Genomic DNA, 15,900 nt, shown 5'->3' on the forward strand with positions numbered 1-15,900 from the left:
CGAAAAGTGGTTATCGCTACCGGCTACGCGAAAATCCGGTACTGGTTTGCCTTGTCACGTAGAAAGGCCAGCCCCTTATCCAGGGACTCCTCAGTGCTGGCAGCGACGGGCCGCCACGTCGAAATCTCGCCCGCCATCTCTTCCGGCATCGCGGCAAAGCCCTCGAGGGCAAGGACGCCGTTGAACCTTATGGCTGCGAGCGCCGAAAACACCTCGTCCCACGCGACGTTGCCGAAACCCGGCGTGCCGCGGTCGCTTTCCGACATATGCATATATTTCAGATGGTTGCGGGCAGCGATGATGCCATTGGCGATGCCCTTTTCTTCCATGTTCATATGGAAGGTATCGAGATGGATAAAGATATTGTCGGCGCCGATGCGCTCCACCAGCGCCACTGCCTGTTCGGCGGAGTTGAGCAGATGGTTTTCGTAACGGTTGACGGTCTCGATGCCGAATTGCAGGCCGAGTGTTTTTGCGTGGCCGGCAGCTTCGGAGAGTGCCCTTGTCAGATTGTCATATTCACCCTGCGTCGGCGGAAAACCGGTGCGCTCATTTGTACCGCCATAAGTGACACCGGTCAGCCCTTTCGCCCCCATGGCGGCAGCCTTGTCGAGGGCGGCCTTGAGATGCTCGACAGCTGCCTCGGGACGGACCGAAGCCCAGGCCGGCTCCGGCAGCACGAGCGAACAGACAGCGCTGAGATCATATTGCTCCAGCAGATTGCGCGTGTGTTCCGCATCGACGGAAGGGATATCGACAAGCGGGATTTCGATGAAATCCTGACCATAGCTCGCTGCACCGGCAATGGCGCGGGCAGCATTTTCATGGTCCCATTTCAGAGACCACATCATTGCGTGAACACCGAGGCCTTTCACGTCATACCTTCTTTCTGAGAGATGCGAAGTAACTGGAAAACAGGCCGCGTGCCGCCATGACGACGATCATCAGCACGCCCCACAGCGCGGTGGCCAGATGCTGGTTGGCGCCGAGAAGATTGAGGCCCGACGACAGGAGCTGAAGGACGATGAGCGCGACGAAGACGGGTAGCACCCGGCCGACACCACCGAACGGATTGATGCCGCCGAGAAAGGCCGCCAGCACCGTGATCAGCAGATAGGATTCCCCATGGCCGACACGCACGGAGTTGAAACGGGCAAGCATGATGATGCCGGCAACCGCACACATCAGACCCGAAAGCGTATAAACGAGCACCTGAATCTTGCGGGTGTTGAGGCCGGAATAACGCGCGGCCTCGATGTTCGAGCCTATCATCAACAGGCCGAAGCCGAGCTTGGTGCGCGTCAACAGCACATGCCAGAGGCCGACGCAGACGATGAAAATCAGAAGCGGGATCGGCAGGCCGAGAAGCGTGCCGTGACCGAGCGGCGCCATATAGGCTGGAAAACCGGAGACATCGCCGCCGCGCGTCAGAAACTCGCCCAGTCCGCGCAGGAAGATCATCATCGACAGCGTCACCAGAATGGGGTGCGCGCGGGTGTAGGCGATCGCCGCTCCCGTCATCGCTCCGGCGGCTCCGCCGGTGACAAGTGCGGCAAGGCAGGCAAACAGGAAGGCGCTCGGTGGCGCATCCACCCCGCCATGGGCCTGTAGCACCCAGGCTGCGGCAAGCCCGGACAGATTGGCCGCAAAGGTGACGGACAGATTGATCCCGCCCGTCAGCAGCGGCAGCAGCATCGCCAGTGTCAAGAGACCAAGCTCAGGCAGCTGGAAGGCGACCGAACCGAATGTTGCTGGTGACAGGAAGTTGTCCGCAAAGGTTCCGAAGATGAGCATGACGGCGATGAGGGCAATCACCGGGCCTGCCATGTCGGCCCCGAAGATCGCGTTGAATTTCCGGATGAGGTGGTTCACCGCTGGGCGCTCCCCTTTTTCGTGGACGTGCGGAGCGCACTCGGCAGAAGCTTGTCGAAGCGGGTGGAGGACAGCGTGATTGCGGCGAGAATGATGGCACCGACGATCATCTTGAAGGCAAAGGGCGATACGCCCATCAGGTTGAGGCCGTTCTGGGTTATCGACACCATCAAGACCCCGAGCACGCAGCCGATCACCGAACCCTTGCCACCGCCAAGCCGCGCGCCGCCAAGCACGGTGGCAGCAAGCACATCCAGTTCGCGACCATAAAGCGCGTTGGGCACGACCTCCTGCGCGTAATGCGCCTGCATGAGCCCGGCAATACCCGCCATCAGGCCGAGCCAGCCGAAGGAAATGTAATGCATGGCGCCGATATTGATGCCAAAGCGGCGCGCGCCTTCCGGATTGTCACCGAAAGCATAAAGCTTGCGTCCAACAGTGGTACGGGAAATCATGAACCAGGTGGCAACGCAGCAGAGGATCATGACCACGACGGGCAGCGTCAATTCGACCCAGGAACCATCGGGCATCTCGCGCTCGTAAAACACCACGCGCGTCGAAAGCCATTCCGGCAGGTCATAGATCGACACGCCCTTGGTGAAGAACATCAACAGGCCGAAGAAGATGTTGAAGGTGGAGATGGTCGCGACGATGGAGATGATGTTGAGCCGCCAGACCAGAAAGGCGTTGACGAAACCGAGGCCGAGGCCGACGGCACCGGCGATGATGAAACCTTCCGCCCAATTGCCGCCGCCGAGCGCATTGAGCGCCAGCACCGTGACATATTGAACGACGGAGGCGGCAACGGCGAAGGAGATGTCGATGCCGCCTGAAATCAGCACGACGAGCAGGCCGACCGCGAAGATGATGTTGACCGCCGAGACATTCAGCACATCGAAGGCGTTCGAAATGGTGAGGAACCGGTCGGTGGCGAAGGACAGCCCCGTGCAGAGCAGGACCATGACCACAAGCAGGGTGAATTCGGTCGTATGTCCGAGGATGAGCCTACGCATAGATGGCGGCCTCCAGTTCGGTCAGCGACAGACGTCGCGGATCATAGGTGGCGTGGAACCGGCCTTCGACCATGTGGATGACCCTGTCTGTATTGAAATAGACTTCCGGCGCTTCGTCGGAAATGACGATGATCGACAGGCCTTCTGCGGCGAGCTTGCGGACGATTTCGAAGATGCCGGCGCGGGCACCGACATCGACACCCACGGTCGGCGCATCGAGGATAAGAATTTTCGGTCCGATCGCCAGCCATTTGGCAATGGCCACACGCTGCTGGTTGCCGCCGGAGAGCGTGCGGATCGGATCTTCCGGCAGGCCGATCTTGACGCCGAGCGCTGAAATCCAGCGGGAAACGACATCCGCCTTTTTCGACGTGGAGATAAGGCCGCCGCTCAACAGCTTATCGAGCGAGGCCATGACGAGATTGTCGGCAATCGACTGGGGCTGGTTCAGGCCAAGCGACAACCGGTCTTCGGAAAGATAGGCGACGCCTGCCCGGATCGCATCTCGGTTGGAATGGAAATCCATCTTCTTTCCATCGATCAGGATTTCACCCGACTGCTGTCGGTGCATGCCGAACAGCGTCAAGGCCAGTTCCGTGCGCCCGGCCCCGAGCAGGCCGGTGATACCAAGCGTTTCTCCGCGCCGCAGATCGAACGAAATATCCTCGAACTCGCCGGCGCGGGCCAACCCGCGCACGGAAAGAACGACGGGCTTGTCATCGTGATCGGCGGCAATGACGGCACTGTCGAAGTTACGGCCGGTCATCAGTTCGGTCACGCGCGACTGGGTCATGCCTTCAACCGGGAAAACGCCAACGAGCGATCCATCCCGCAAAACTGTGATGCGATCCGATATCTCGAGCACTTCCGCCAGCCGGTGCGAGACGAACACGACCGCGACGCCGGACGCCGAGAGGTTGCGGACGATGTCGATCAGATAATCCGTCTCCGACTGCGTCAGCGATGCGGTGGGTTCATCCATGAAAACGAGACGGGCTTCGCCGACCAGCGCGCGGGCAATCGCGACGATCTGGCGTTGGGCAATCGGCAACTCCTTGAGCGGCCTGTCGAGATCGAACGAGACGCCAAGACGCGCCAGCGCCTTTTCGGCAGCTTTCTCGATTGCGCGCTTGTCGACCAGCCCGAATTTGCCGTTCACCGCATATTGGAAACCGATATTTTCGGCCACAGTCATTTCATCAAACAGCGCCAGATCCTGCCAGATCACCTGGATGCCCAGCGATTGCGCAAGTGTCGGGGTCATAGCAGCGATGGGTTTGCCATCGAAATAAAGCTCGGCATCGCTTTGCGGCGTGTAGACACCGGTAATGACCTTGATCAGCGTGCTTTTGCCACAGCCGTTTTCGCCGGCTAGGCAATGCACTTCACCCGGATTGACCTCGAAGGAAACACCCTTCAGGGCGCGCACGCCACCAAAGGTGACCTTGACATTTTTGAGGGACAGGAGCGGTTCTGCGCTCATGATAGCGTATCTCTCCTTTCGCCGCGAAAGCATCGCAGACGTGGCGCTCGGCATAAATTTCGGATGGGCGTCGCGCGGGCATTTTCTCCCGCGCGACGCCTTCGGCCTTGGGGAGGATCAGAGGCCCATGGAAACGAGCTTGTCGATGCTTTCCTTGTCGATCTTCAAAAGCTGATCGACGACGATGGTGTTACCCTCGGGATTGATGGTGCCGAGACCTTCGATATTGTCGCCGGACTTGGGTGCTTGACCCTTGGCGATACGGTCGGCGAGCGTGATGAAGACCTCACCGGCCTGTTTCGGGTTCCACATGAAGCCGCCCGTCAGGGCGCCCGATTTGATCAGCTTGGCGCCCTGCCCCGGCGAAAACGGGCCGATGACGAAGACCTTGCCATCCTTCCGGCGCTCTTCAACCGCACGTCCCGCACCGATCGGCCCCTGCGAACCGAAGGCGAGGAAGCCCTTGAGGTCGGCATTGGCAGACATCAGGTCAAGCGCGGTCGAACGGCTCTTGTCGAGGTCTTCCGCCACACCGTAACGGTCGCCAACGAGCTTCATGTCAGGATAATTGGCCTTGATATAGGCGATGGCGGCATCGGCCCAGGCATTGTGAAGCGGAACGGTGAGCGAACCGACGAAGACGGCATAGGAGCCTTTGCCGCCCATCTTTTCCGCCAGCAGCTTGCCATGCGCTTCACCGAAACCCTTGGCGGAGGCGAGCTCGAAATCCCAGTCGGCGCCGAGCTGTTCCGGGGATTCATGGGTGATGACCTTGATGCCGGCGGCCTGCGCTTTTTTCAGCACCGGTTCCAGCACCTTGGCGTCGTTCGGCACGACACCGATGAAATCGACTTTCTGGGCGATCAGGTCTTCGATGGCGCGCACCTGCAGCGCCGGGTCGGCGCTGGTCGGGCCGACCATGAAACCGTCAACGCCGAGCTTCTTGCTCTGCTCCTTGATACCGGCTTCCATGGCATTGAACCACGGAATGCCGCCGATCTTGACAACGACGCCAACCTTCGGCCCTTCGGCGAAAGCTGCGGATGAGAGCAACGCAAGCGACAGACCAACCGCCGCAGCAATAATTTTCTTCATTGATGTTCCTCCTCAAAAATTCGGCAAACGAAATCCGCCCGCAGCCCGTTTTTCCCGGACGCGTTCAAAAATCCCTCATCTCGCTTATTCGAGACTCTCCCTTGCCACTCCCACAGCAACCATCATGCACAATCGATATTGCCAAATTGCACAATCGATGGTGCAATAACCATAACATGAAGCGCCCTTCCGTCAAGGGGATGCGTGCTCTAATAATCGGAATCAGTTGGGGAGATCACAGTGACGGGCATAAGTTCAAAGAAAGCCACCATTTATGACTTGTCGATATTATCAGGCGCTTCCGCCTCGACGGTCAGTGCGGTGTTGAACGGATCATGGCGCAAGCGGCGGATTTCGGAAGAAACCGCAGACAAGATTCTCTCGCTCGCCAAGGCCCAGCGCTACACCACCAACCTGCAGGCGCGCGGCCTCAGAAGTTCGAAATCCGGCCTCGTCGGGCTTCTGGTGCCGGTTTATGACAACCGGTTCTTTTCATCGATGGCGCAGACCTTCGAGGGGCAGGCCCGCAAACGTGGCCTGTCGCCCATGGTGGTTTCCGGCCGGCGCGACCCCGAGGAAGAACGACGCACCGTCGAGACCCTGATCGCCTATTCGATCGATGCCCTCTTCATTGCCGGCGTGACCGATCCCGACGGCGTTCACCAGGTCTGCGCGCGCGCGGCCCTTCCGCATGTGAACATCGACCTACCGGGCAAATTTGCGTCCTCCGTCATCTCCAATAACCGGCACGGCGCGGAAATGCTGACAGCGGCGATCCTAGCCCATGCGGCAAAAGGAGGTCCTCTTGGCCCCGACGATGTCATCCTGTTCGGCGGCCATGACGACCACGCCAGCCGCGAGCGCATAGACGGCTTCCATGCCGCGAAAGCCGATTATTTCGGCGTTGAGGGCGGTGACGATATCGAAATCACAGGCTATTCGCCGCATATGACGGAACTGGCTTTCGAACGTTTCTTCGCCCGCAGGGGCCGCCTTCCCCGCTGTTTCTTCGTCAATTCATCGATCAATTTCGAGGGACTGCTTCGTTTCATGGGGCGCCATGACGGCGAGGCATTCGGCGACATCGTCGTCGGCTGCTTCGACTATGACCCTTTCGCGTCTTTTCTTCCCTTCCCTGTTTACATGATCAAACCAGATATCGCGCAGATGCTCGAAAAAGGCTTCGATCTCTTGGAAGAAAACCGGACGGAGCCCGACGTCACCATCATCGAACCGCAACTCATCCCACCACGAACCGCCCTTAAGGGACCGCTGGACGACATATGGGACCCGGTTGCGTTGCGCCGTATGGCAAAGTGAAACGCATGCACGAAAGTGCCGAAATCTCCGCTTGACCTCAACCGCGCTTGACGTCGTACCGATTTGCAACAGGCACCACCATTGCAACGGAATAACGATGATTGAAAAGCTCATGAAGGTCTTGGAAAGTGGAAGGGATAGCGCAGTCCTGCGCTTTTCCCTCGCGAAGGCCCTGATGAACGCGCGGCAATTCGAAGACGCCGCGCACCATCTGCTGGAGGCCATCCGGCAGAATCCCGACTATTCGGCAGTCTGGGCGGCACTCGGTGAATGCCGAGCGCGGCTGGGAGATCATGACGGTGCCGCCGCGGCCTGGGTGGAAGGCGTGGCAGTGGCCATCAGACGGGGTGACATACAGGCGAAAAAGCAGATGGAGGTCCGGTTGCGGCGGCTGCAGACGCGCAGCCGGAGTGCCAGTTGATGGCAGCGCAAGTTCATTCGATTCCATATGCCAAAAAATCGCCGGAAGATTAGCCAGGCTTCATAAAACTGGTTATGATCGCCGGAAAAATCACGGGAGGCGGCTGTCCAGAGCCGGTGGTTTATGGGTTTTTCGGATCATATCAAGGAAATCGAGACCGTCGGTCAGGGCAGGAATACCGGCCGGGATGCGGTGGTGCTGGAATCCTGGCGGCGTTGCCTCGACACCTATCAGCTTGATCCGACCAAGGCGCGTGAAGCGGTCATCGTCTCCGAGACACGTCTTCGGGAGCATCGCCAGCAGGCGGAAGACCTCGTGCACATCGCCCGCTCCGGCCTGGAACGGCTTTACCGACAGGTGGCCGAGCAGAATTACGTCCTCCTCCTTTCCGACCGGCAGGGCGTGACGGTCGAGTTCCTGGGCGATCCCTGCTTCAACAACAATCTGCGCAAGGCCGGGCTCTATCTTGGCTCGGAATGGTCGGAACCGCGCGCCGGCACCTGTGCCGTCGGTGCCTGCATCGCAACCGGCGAGCCGCTCACCATCCACCAGACCGATCATTTTGATGTGACGCACACGCCGCTCTCCTGCACCGCAGCGCCGATCTACGATACGCAGGGCGCGCTGACGGCTGTGCTCGATATTTCACTGCTCAGCTCACCGATCCTGAAAACGAGCCAGAACATGGCCCGCCATTTGGTCTCTTCCACCGTGCGGAGGATCGAGCTTGCCAATCTGATGGCCAGCAGCCGCCATGATCTCGTTCTGCGCTTTGCGGGTGCGCCGGAATTTCTGGATGTCGACCCGGAAGCGGCCCTGTCGGTCGACGGTTCCGGCCGGATCACGGGCATGACACACGCCGCAGCCCGTCTCCTCGCCGCCTCCCGCGGCCTCGACTGGCGCAGGCCTGAACGTCTTCTCGGACAGCGGGTGGAGGAGTTTTTCGAAGCCGATTTCGATGAGCTTGCGTCGCTGACCCGCTCCAGCCTGCCGCAGGACAGGCGCATCGTCGTCAGAGACGGCACCGTGCTTTATGCACACGCCATCGAGCCACAACAGCGCAGGTCGACCGTTCCGCTTGCGCGCATGAAACCGCAGCCGATGACGGAGAGGATCGGCGGTGACGGCCCGGTGGTTCGAAATCTGAGGCGGAAGGTGGAGAAACTCGCGCCCGCAAGACTGCCGATCCTTTTGCAGGGCCAGACCGGCACCGGCAAGGAACATCTCGCACGCATCATTCACGATGCCAGCGGCGTTTCAGGCCGCTTTGTCGCCGTCAATTGCGCCGCCATTCCCGAACAGCTGATCGAAAGCGAACTGTTCGGTTATATGCCGGGAGCTTTCACCGGCGCTCTGGCGAAAGGGCGCAAGGGGCTGGTGGAAGAGGCGCAGGGCGGAACGCTTTTCCTCGACGAGATCGGCGACATGCCGTTTGCGGCGCAGAGCCGGCTTTTGCGCGTTCTGGCGGAAGGCGAGGTTCTGCCTGTTGGTGGCTCCACCCCGCAGAAAGTGGTTTTCAGAGTGATTTCCGCATCTCACCGTCCCCTGAGTGACATGGTGCGAACAGGTGCATTCCGCGAAGATCTCTATTACCGGCTGAACGCGGCGGTCCTGACGCTGCCGGCACTCAGCGAACGCGACGATTTTCCGTGGCTTCTCGACAGGATACTCGAAAAACACGGCCTGCCCGGCCGGCCGCTGACGCTCTCCAACGCTGCCCACCTGACGCTCCTGCACCACCGCTGGCCGGGCAATATCCGTGAACTGGACAATGCGATTGCCTTTGCGGCAGCCCTTTGCGACGACGGGCTGATTACGGTGGAGGACCTCCCGGATCAGCTCATGTCCGCATCCACCACGCCCATGATCGACAGCCGCGGCACCGATCTTCGCGCACTTCTTGTAGCCTGCAACGGCAACATTTCAGAGGCGGCACGCCGGCTCGGCGTCGACCGCACGACCCTCCATCGCCGCATGCGGCGCCTCGGCATTGGAAAACCGCACTGAAGGTGAGGCATATGCCACAGCTGTAGCGCCACAGCTGTGGCGGGATGGAAAACGGGCCTTTCCGTAAAACCCAGCAATTTCAGGCCTCCGGTGGAGAAAACCCTGCTGGCATGGGCATTGCACCTTCTCTGGCATCAAGTGCCATCGAGGAGAAAATATGCGCGCGCTCAGATTTCATGCAGCCAAGGATTTGCGGATCGAAGACATTGCCGAACCGAAACGGCCCGGTCCGGGACAGGTCCTCGTCCGCAACCGTTTCGTCGGCATCTGCGGCACCGATCTGCATGAATACAGCTACGGCCCGATCTTCATTCCCACCGAACCGCATCCCTTCACCGGTGCCCATGGCCCTCAAATTCTGGGCCATGAATTCGGTGGCGTGGTTGAGGCAATCGGCGAAGGCGTAACCTCCGTCAGCGTCGGTGACCGTGTCTCCATCCAGCCGCTCGTCATGCCGCGATCCGGCGATTATTTTGCTGATCGCGGCCTTTTCCATCTCAGCACACAGCTGGCACTGGTGGGCCTCAGCTGGGAGGGCGGCGGCATGGCGGAAGCAGCACTGGTCAACGACTATAACGTCCAGAAAATTCCGGACGACATGACCGACGAAGAGGCCGCACTGGTGGAGCCGACGGCCGTTGCCGTTTATGCCTGTGATCGTGGTGGCGTCACCGCCGGTAACAGCGTTCTGGTGACGGGCGCCGGCCCGATCGGGATGTTGACGCTTCTGGCGGCCCGCGCAGCCGGAGCAGCGCAGCTTTTCGTCTCCGATCTCAACGATGCCCGCCTGGAACTCGCCCGCAGTATTATCCCCGATGTCATCACCATCAACCCGAAGCGCGACAATGTCGGTGATGTCGTCCGCTCGGCAACCGAAGGCAAGGTTGGCTGCGAGGTGGCGATTGAATGCGTGGGCAATGAACATGCACTCAAGGCCTGCGTTGACGCCGTGCGCAAGCAGGGCGTCGTCGTGCAAACCGGGCTGCACCCGCATGAAAACCCGATCGACTGGTTCCAGGTGACGTTCCGTGATCTGGAGATCAAAGGCTCCTGGGCCTATCCGACACACTATTGGCCGCGCGTCATCCGGCTCATTGCCTCCGGCCTGCTGCCGGCGACGAAGATCGTCACCAAACGCATCACGCTCGATACGGCCGTTACCGAGGGGTTCGATGCCCTGCTCGACCCCGCCGGCACGCATCTGAAAATCCTGATCGATCTTTCGAAATAAGCTTTTCGCATCCGCATGCCGGGAAGAGGAGCCCGGTTTGCGCAGGCCATTGGCTTTCGGGGCGGCGACACCGCCGCTCCGCCATCAGACCAAGCACCATGGAGGAGATGAATATGCTTGATGTCAGTCCCGCCACCAAAATCGATACGGTTCTTTCGAAGCTCGGCAACGCACTCGAAGCCGGCGACATAGACGCCGCCGTCAACCTGTTTCAGGCCGATTGTTACTGGCGCGATCTCGTGACCTTTACCTGGAACCTGAAGACGCTGGAGGGCCGCGAACAGGTCCACGACATGCTGACCAGCCAGCTTGCGGCGATAAAACCTTCCGGTTTTGTACAGGATGTGAAGGAGCAGGCTTCGGAAGGCGGTGGCGTCACCGAAGGCTGGTTCGAGTTCGAGACCGGGGTCGCCCGCGGTTACGGCCATATCCGCCTGAAGGACGGGCTGATCTGGACCTTGCTCACCACCATGAGCGAACTGAAAGGCCACGAGGAACCAAAGGGCATTCGCCGGCCCATGGGCGCCGAACACGGCCATGACCGCGGCCGCCGGACCTGGAAGGAAAAGCGCGAGGCCGAGGCAGCGGAACTCGGCTATGCGGAGCAGCCCTATGTCGTCATCATTGGCGGCGGACAGGGCGGCATTGCGCTTGGCGCGCGCCTCCGCCAGCTCGGCGTGCCGACGATCATCATCGAAAAGAACGAGCGGCCCGGCGACAGCTGGCGCAAGCGCTATAAATCGCTCTGCCTGCATGATCCGGTCTGGTACGACCACCTGCCCTATATTCCCTTCCCGGAAAACTGGCCGGTCTTCACACCGAAGGACAAGGTGGGCGACTGGCTGGAAATGTACACCCGGGTCATGGAGCTGAATTACTGGGGCTCCACCACCTGCAAATCGGCGCAATATGACGAGGCGACCGGCGAATGGACGGTGGTCGTCGATCGCGCCGGAAAGGAAGTCGTACTGCGGCCGAAACAGCTGGTGCTAGCGACCGGCATGTCCGGCAAGGCTAATATACCGAAATTCCCCGGTCAGGACGTCTTCAAGGGCGAGCAGCAGCATTCCTCGCAGCACCCCGGCCCGGACGCCTATGCCGGCAAAAAGGTCGTGGTGATCGGCTCCAACAACTCGGCGCATGATATCTGCGCAGCACTCTGGGAGGCGGGCGCTGACGTCACCATGCTGCAGCGTTCCTCCACCCATATCGTCAAATCGGACTCGCTGATGGAGATCGGCCTCGGTGATCTCTACTCCGAGCGCGCGGTTGCGAACGGCATGACCACGCGCAAGGCCGACCTCATCTTCGCCTCCCTGCCCTACAGGATCATGCATGAATTCCAGGTTCCGATTTACGACCGGATCCGCGAACAGGATGCCGATTTTTACGCGGCGCTGGAGAAAGCCGGCTTCATGCTTGATTTCGGCGATGACGAGTCCGGTCTCTTCATGAAATATCTGCGCCGCGGCTCTGGCTATTACATCGATGTCGGGGCCTGCGATCTGGTGATCGACGGCTCGATCAAATTGAAATCCGGCGTGGACGTCTCACATCTCACCGAAAATGCCGTGGTGCTGAAAGACGGCACGGAACTGCCTGCCGATCTGGTGGTCTATGCCACCGGTTATGGTTCGATGAACGGCTGGGCAGCGGATCTCATTTCGCGCGAAGTGGCGGACAAGGTCGGCAAATGCTGGGGCCTCGGCTCCGACACGACAAAGGATCCCGGCCCGTGGGAAGGTGAACAGCGCAACATGTGGAAGCCGACCCGGCAGGACGCCCTGTGGTTCCACGGCGGCAACCTGCATCAGTCACGGCACTATTCGCAATATCTGTCGCTCCAGCTCAAGGCCAGACAGGCGGGGCTGAAGACACCCGTCTATGGGCTGCAAAAGCCGCATCATCTGTCCTGATCATGCTACGGGGCGCCGGCCGAACCGGCGCCTCGGTGACGGATACGTCTTTTCTCTACGCCTTCTTCACGTTTCCAAGCTCACTCAATATGGCGATCAGTTGCGGTGCCATTTCGCGGATTTCGGTCAGGTGGATGGCGCTCAGATGCGCCATTGCCTGGTCGGCCTTTTCCGTCAGCTGCAATGTCTGGCGGCGCCGATCCGACGGGTCTGCTTCGCGCGTAATGAAACCGCCGCTCAACAGACGACCGGCGAGTTCCGTTGCGGAATGCGGAGCGATTAGCAACCGCTCCGCAAGAAGCCCGACCGTCATGACCTCACCCAGCGGCAGCCCCTTGATGGCAAGCAGCGCCTGATGCTGCTGTGGCGGCACGCCGGCGGCTTGCGCGGCCGAGGTGCTGAAATCCATAAATTTCTTGAGGGTGTGGCGAAAGACGGCAAGCGCCTCATACTCCGACTGGGTGGGTAAAGTCATATTTCGCAAGCCCTTATGCTGGTCACCTCTCATTGTTCTTTAGCCCGGCTGTCCGCGAATGAACATCGCATTTTAACGGACCACAAACCGGTTGATTTATATCGTATTACGATATATCTGTCGCGCCACTGTTTTCATGCACGCAAGGATAAGCCGTTGACCCAAGCCTCCTCGTCTTCCAGATCAAGCCAATTCGGCACCGGTTTTCCACGGCGGCAGGCTGGAGATTTCACGACGGACAAACGCGTGCTGCTGCTGATCGTCATGGCGACCATCGTCGGCTCGTTAGGCGCCCTTGCCGCCCGGTTTCTCGTCAGCCTCATCCAGCTTGTCACCAACATCGTCTGGCTTGGCCGCTTCAGCACGCAGGATGTCAGTTTCGCGGAGATACATCCTTCCCTGTGGATGGTCGCGGCACCGGTTCTCGGCGGGATCGTCATCGGCCTGATGGCCCGTTTCGGTTCCGAAAAAATCCGGGGGCACGGCATTCCGGAAGCGATCGAGGCCATCCTCATCGGCGGCAGCCGCATGTCGCCGAAAGTGGCGCTGTTGAAGCCGCTTTCCTCGGCCATTTCAATCGGCAGCGGCGGCCCTTTCGGCGCCGAAGGCCCGATCATCATGACGGGTGGCGCGATCGGTTCCCTCTTCGCCCAATGTTTTCACATGAGCAGCGCGGAACGCAAAACCCTGCTCGTTGCCGGGGCAGCCGCCGGCATGACGGCAATCTTCGGTTCACCGATCGCCGCGGTCATGCTGGCCGTCGAACTGCTGCTGTTCGAATGGAAGCCTAGAAGCTTCATACCGGTTGCAGTCGCCGCAGCAGTTGCCATCAGCTGGCGACCGTTCTTCTTCGGCGCAGGCCCCCTGTTTCCCACGAATTTCGGTTATGACCTGCCATGGTGGGGAATTGCACCCTGCATATTGATCGGCGTGCTCGCCGGATTGCAGTCAGGGCTGATGACCATATTGCTCTACAAGATCGAAGACCTGTTCGAAAAGCTTCCGATCCACTGGATGTGGTGGCCCGCTCTCGGCGGTCTCGCCGTCGGCCTCGGTGGCCTGATGGAGCCACGAGCGCTCGGCGTCGGCTACGACATTATCGCCGACCTCCTCAACAACAATCTCGCCATGCAGGCCGTCGTCACCATTCTGCTGGTCAAGTCCGGAATATGGCTCATCGCCCTGTCGTCGGGCACATCCGGCGGCGTGCTGGCGCCGCTCCTCATCCTCGGCGGATCATTGGGTTATCTGACCGGAACGTTCCTGCCCGGCGAACCCGCTCTCTGGGGGTTGCTTGGCATGGCGGCCATGATGGGTGGAACCATGCGCGCACCGCTGACCGGGATCTTCTTCGCAATCGAAATCACCGGTGATCTCAGCACCGCGATCCCGCTCATGATAGCCACCGTGTCCGCATATTCCGTGACCGTCCTCCTCATGCGGCGCTCGATCCTGACGGAAAAGATCGCCCGGCGCGGCCAGCATATCACACGCGAATATGCGATCGATTCCTTCGAACTGACCCGGGCGTCGGAGATCATGATCCGCAAGGTCGATACGCTGCCTGCCGCCATGACGGTATCGGAGGCGATTTCATTCTTCACCGCTTCACAGGAGACGCACCGGACATATCCGGTCGTGCAGCCTGACGGAAAGCTGCTGGGGCTTGTATCGCGGGGAGACATCCTCTCGTGGCAACAGGAACCGCCGAATGAGAAAGAGACGCTGGTCGACAAGCTGGCTGATCGTGACGCCCCGGTGGGGCATGAAGACGACCCGGTCGGTTTGATCGCTGACCTGATGCTGAGCGCCGATACCGGCAGGATCGCCATTGTCGACAGGTCTTCGAACAGTCTGGTCGGTCTTGTCACACGCAAGGACCTGCTTCATCTGCGCCGGGCGCAACAGAGGTCGGAGCTGGAGCGGCAACCCTTCATCCGGGCGGCAGCGGTAAACCGCGGCCTGCCGGCAAACTCGACCTGACAGAGTGGTGAGCGCCGGCCCACCCTGATCGGACGGGCCGGCAATTTTTACCGCTAGAGGCTATCGGACCGCCAGAAACGATAAAGCTCAGCGACGTTGCCGCTGGTCATCAGCGGCATTGCAGCTTTCAGCCGCTCCGCCGGCCAATCCCACCACGTCATCTCGAGCAGCAGGGCGATGCTGTCGTCGTCAAACCGCTTGCGGATCGTTTTTGCGGGGTTGCCGCCGACGATGGCGTAGGGTTCGACGTCCTTCGTCACCAGCGCCCGTGTTCCGATCACCGCGCCATCACCGACGGTGATGCCGGGCATGATGATGGCTTCCGAGCCGATCCAGACATCGTTGCCGATGACGGTGTCGCCCGCCGGCAGATAACCGTTGGCGGCATTCTCGAACTCCGGCACCTCCGGCATGAAGAAGAACGGGAAGGTGCTGATCCATTCGTTGCGATGGCCCTGATTGCCCGCCATGATGAAGGCGGCGCCCGAACCGATCGAGCAGAAGCTTCCGATCACCAGCCTGTCCGCGCCCTCATCCGGCAGCAGATACCGGGCGCAATCCTCGAAACCGTGGCCGTGGTAATAGCCGGAATAATAGCTGTATTTTCCGACCACGAGGTTTGGGCTCTTCACCTGCTTGTCGAGCGTAATGCCCCGGAACGGGCTTTCGAAATAGTTTTCCATTGAAATAATCCACTGCATCTGTTCGCATTCGCCTGCCTTCAGGCAAGCATAAGCCAGACGCAAAACCGACCGGTTTTGCGCCGGATGCTCCTCGCGCTCAGGCGGGAGCTAGATGCAGGTGATACTCGAGGCTTTAATCATGGAGCATGGTTAGCCCAAAATGCGCCGAAGGCCAAGCGCCGGCACAGAACGATCATCAGGCCTCACGATGCTATGGCCAGAATGATTGCGATCACGATCAACATCGGCCCCATCCATTTGAAGTGACGCACCACGCGCGGCTGGTAAGCGGGGTTTTTAGAGAGGGCCAGATAACCGAACCCCACCAGCGTCATCCACAGGCCCGCGCAGAACATGATGACTTCATCGATATAGGCCGCGATCATGGCTCCCCCTCAGGC

General features: G+C 60.2%; 14 protein-coding genes. 6 read left to right on the forward strand and 8 right to left on the reverse strand.

Features of this window, described 5'->3' with window-relative positions; all coding sequences use genetic code 11:
• Positions 1 to 23: 23 nt before the first annotated feature.
• From CFBP5499_RS15335 to CFBP5499_RS15355, 5 genes are all read right to left on the reverse strand, one after another.
• A complete protein-coding gene (locus tag CFBP5499_RS15335; protein ID WP_080830016.1) occupies positions 24 to 875 on the reverse strand; it encodes a sugar phosphate isomerase/epimerase family protein in 852 nt (283 codons plus the stop codon).
• Between the two features lies 1 nt (position 876).
• On the reverse strand, positions 877 to 1,872 hold the full coding sequence (locus CFBP5499_RS15340; protein WP_080830015.1) for an ABC transporter permease: 996 nt from the start codon (positions 1,870 to 1,872) through the stop codon (positions 877 to 879).
• On the reverse strand, positions 1,869 to 2,885 hold the full coding sequence (locus CFBP5499_RS15345; RefSeq protein ID WP_080830014.1) for an ABC transporter permease: 1,017 nt from the start codon (positions 2,883 to 2,885) through the stop codon (positions 1,869 to 1,871). The genes CFBP5499_RS15340 and CFBP5499_RS15345 overlap by 4 nt, the downstream gene beginning before the upstream one ends.
• Positions 2,878 to 4,368, reverse strand: coding sequence for a sugar ABC transporter ATP-binding protein (locus tag CFBP5499_RS15350; RefSeq protein WP_080830013.1), 1,491 nt, complete (start codon positions 4,366 to 4,368; stop codon positions 2,878 to 2,880). The genes CFBP5499_RS15345 and CFBP5499_RS15350 overlap by 8 nt, the downstream gene beginning before the upstream one ends.
• Before the next feature lie 117 nt (positions 4,369 to 4,485).
• Complete coding sequence (locus tag CFBP5499_RS15355) at positions 4,486 to 5,463, reverse strand: substrate-binding domain-containing protein (protein ID WP_080830012.1); 978 nt, start codon at positions 5,461 to 5,463, stop codon at positions 4,486 to 4,488.
• Positions 5,464 to 5,703: 240 nt separating this feature from the next.
• Between CFBP5499_RS15355 and CFBP5499_RS15360 the strand changes: the two genes are divergently transcribed.
• From CFBP5499_RS15360 to CFBP5499_RS15380, 5 genes are all read left to right on the forward strand, one after another.
• The gene (locus tag CFBP5499_RS15360) at positions 5,704 to 6,783 is read left to right on the forward strand and encodes a LacI family DNA-binding transcriptional regulator (RefSeq protein WP_080830011.1); all 1,080 of its coding nucleotides are present in this window, start codon (positions 5,704 to 5,706) and stop codon (positions 6,781 to 6,783) included.
• A 97-nt stretch (positions 6,784 to 6,880) separates the two neighbouring features.
• Positions 6,881 to 7,204: a tetratricopeptide repeat protein gene (locus CFBP5499_RS15365; protein ID WP_080830010.1), complete on the forward strand. Its 324-nt coding sequence runs from the start codon at positions 6,881 to 6,883 to the stop codon at positions 7,202 to 7,204.
• Between the two features lie 123 nt (positions 7,205 to 7,327).
• The gene (locus CFBP5499_RS15370) at positions 7,328 to 9,211 is read left to right on the forward strand and encodes a sigma-54-dependent Fis family transcriptional regulator (protein ID WP_080830009.1); all 1,884 of its coding nucleotides are present in this window, start codon (positions 7,328 to 7,330) and stop codon (positions 9,209 to 9,211) included.
• Positions 9,212 to 9,368: 157 nt separating this feature from the next.
• A complete protein-coding gene (locus CFBP5499_RS15375) occupies positions 9,369 to 10,442 on the forward strand; it encodes a 2,3-butanediol dehydrogenase (RefSeq protein ID WP_080830008.1) in 1,074 nt (357 codons plus the stop codon).
• 113 nt (positions 10,443 to 10,555) lie between these two features.
• On the forward strand, positions 10,556 to 12,358 hold the full coding sequence (locus tag CFBP5499_RS15380) for an NAD(P)/FAD-dependent oxidoreductase (protein ID WP_080830256.1): 1,803 nt from the start codon (positions 10,556 to 10,558) through the stop codon (positions 12,356 to 12,358).
• Between the two features lie 55 nt (positions 12,359 to 12,413).
• Here the strand turns inward: CFBP5499_RS15380 and CFBP5499_RS15385 are convergent, their stop codons facing one another.
• Entirely contained in the window at positions 12,414 to 12,833 is a 420-nt protein-coding gene (locus CFBP5499_RS15385) for a MarR family winged helix-turn-helix transcriptional regulator (protein ID WP_080830007.1), read from the reverse strand.
• A gap of 156 nt (positions 12,834 to 12,989) precedes the next feature.
• On the opposite strand from CFBP5499_RS15385, the gene CFBP5499_RS15390 reads away from it, so the two are divergent.
• Positions 12,990 to 14,816 (forward strand): chloride channel protein, encoded by a 1,827-nt coding sequence (locus CFBP5499_RS15390; protein ID WP_233284205.1) that lies wholly within the window; start codon positions 12,990 to 12,992, stop codon positions 14,814 to 14,816.
• A gap of 53 nt (positions 14,817 to 14,869) precedes the next feature.
• On the opposite strand, the gene catB is transcribed toward CFBP5499_RS15390, so the two are convergent.
• Positions 14,870 to 15,499, reverse strand: coding sequence for a type B chloramphenicol O-acetyltransferase (catB, locus tag CFBP5499_RS15395; RefSeq protein WP_080830255.1), 630 nt, complete (start codon positions 15,497 to 15,499; stop codon positions 14,870 to 14,872).
• Positions 15,500 to 15,702: 203 nt separating this feature from the next.
• Positions 15,703 to 15,885, reverse strand: coding sequence for a hypothetical protein (locus CFBP5499_RS15400; protein ID WP_080830005.1), 183 nt, complete (start codon positions 15,883 to 15,885; stop codon positions 15,703 to 15,705).
• Positions 15,886 to 15,900: the final 15 nt, after the last annotated feature.

It is taken from the genome of Agrobacterium tumefaciens, assembly GCF_005221325.1.
Taxonomy (GTDB): domain Bacteria; phylum Pseudomonadota; class Alphaproteobacteria; order Rhizobiales; family Rhizobiaceae; genus Agrobacterium.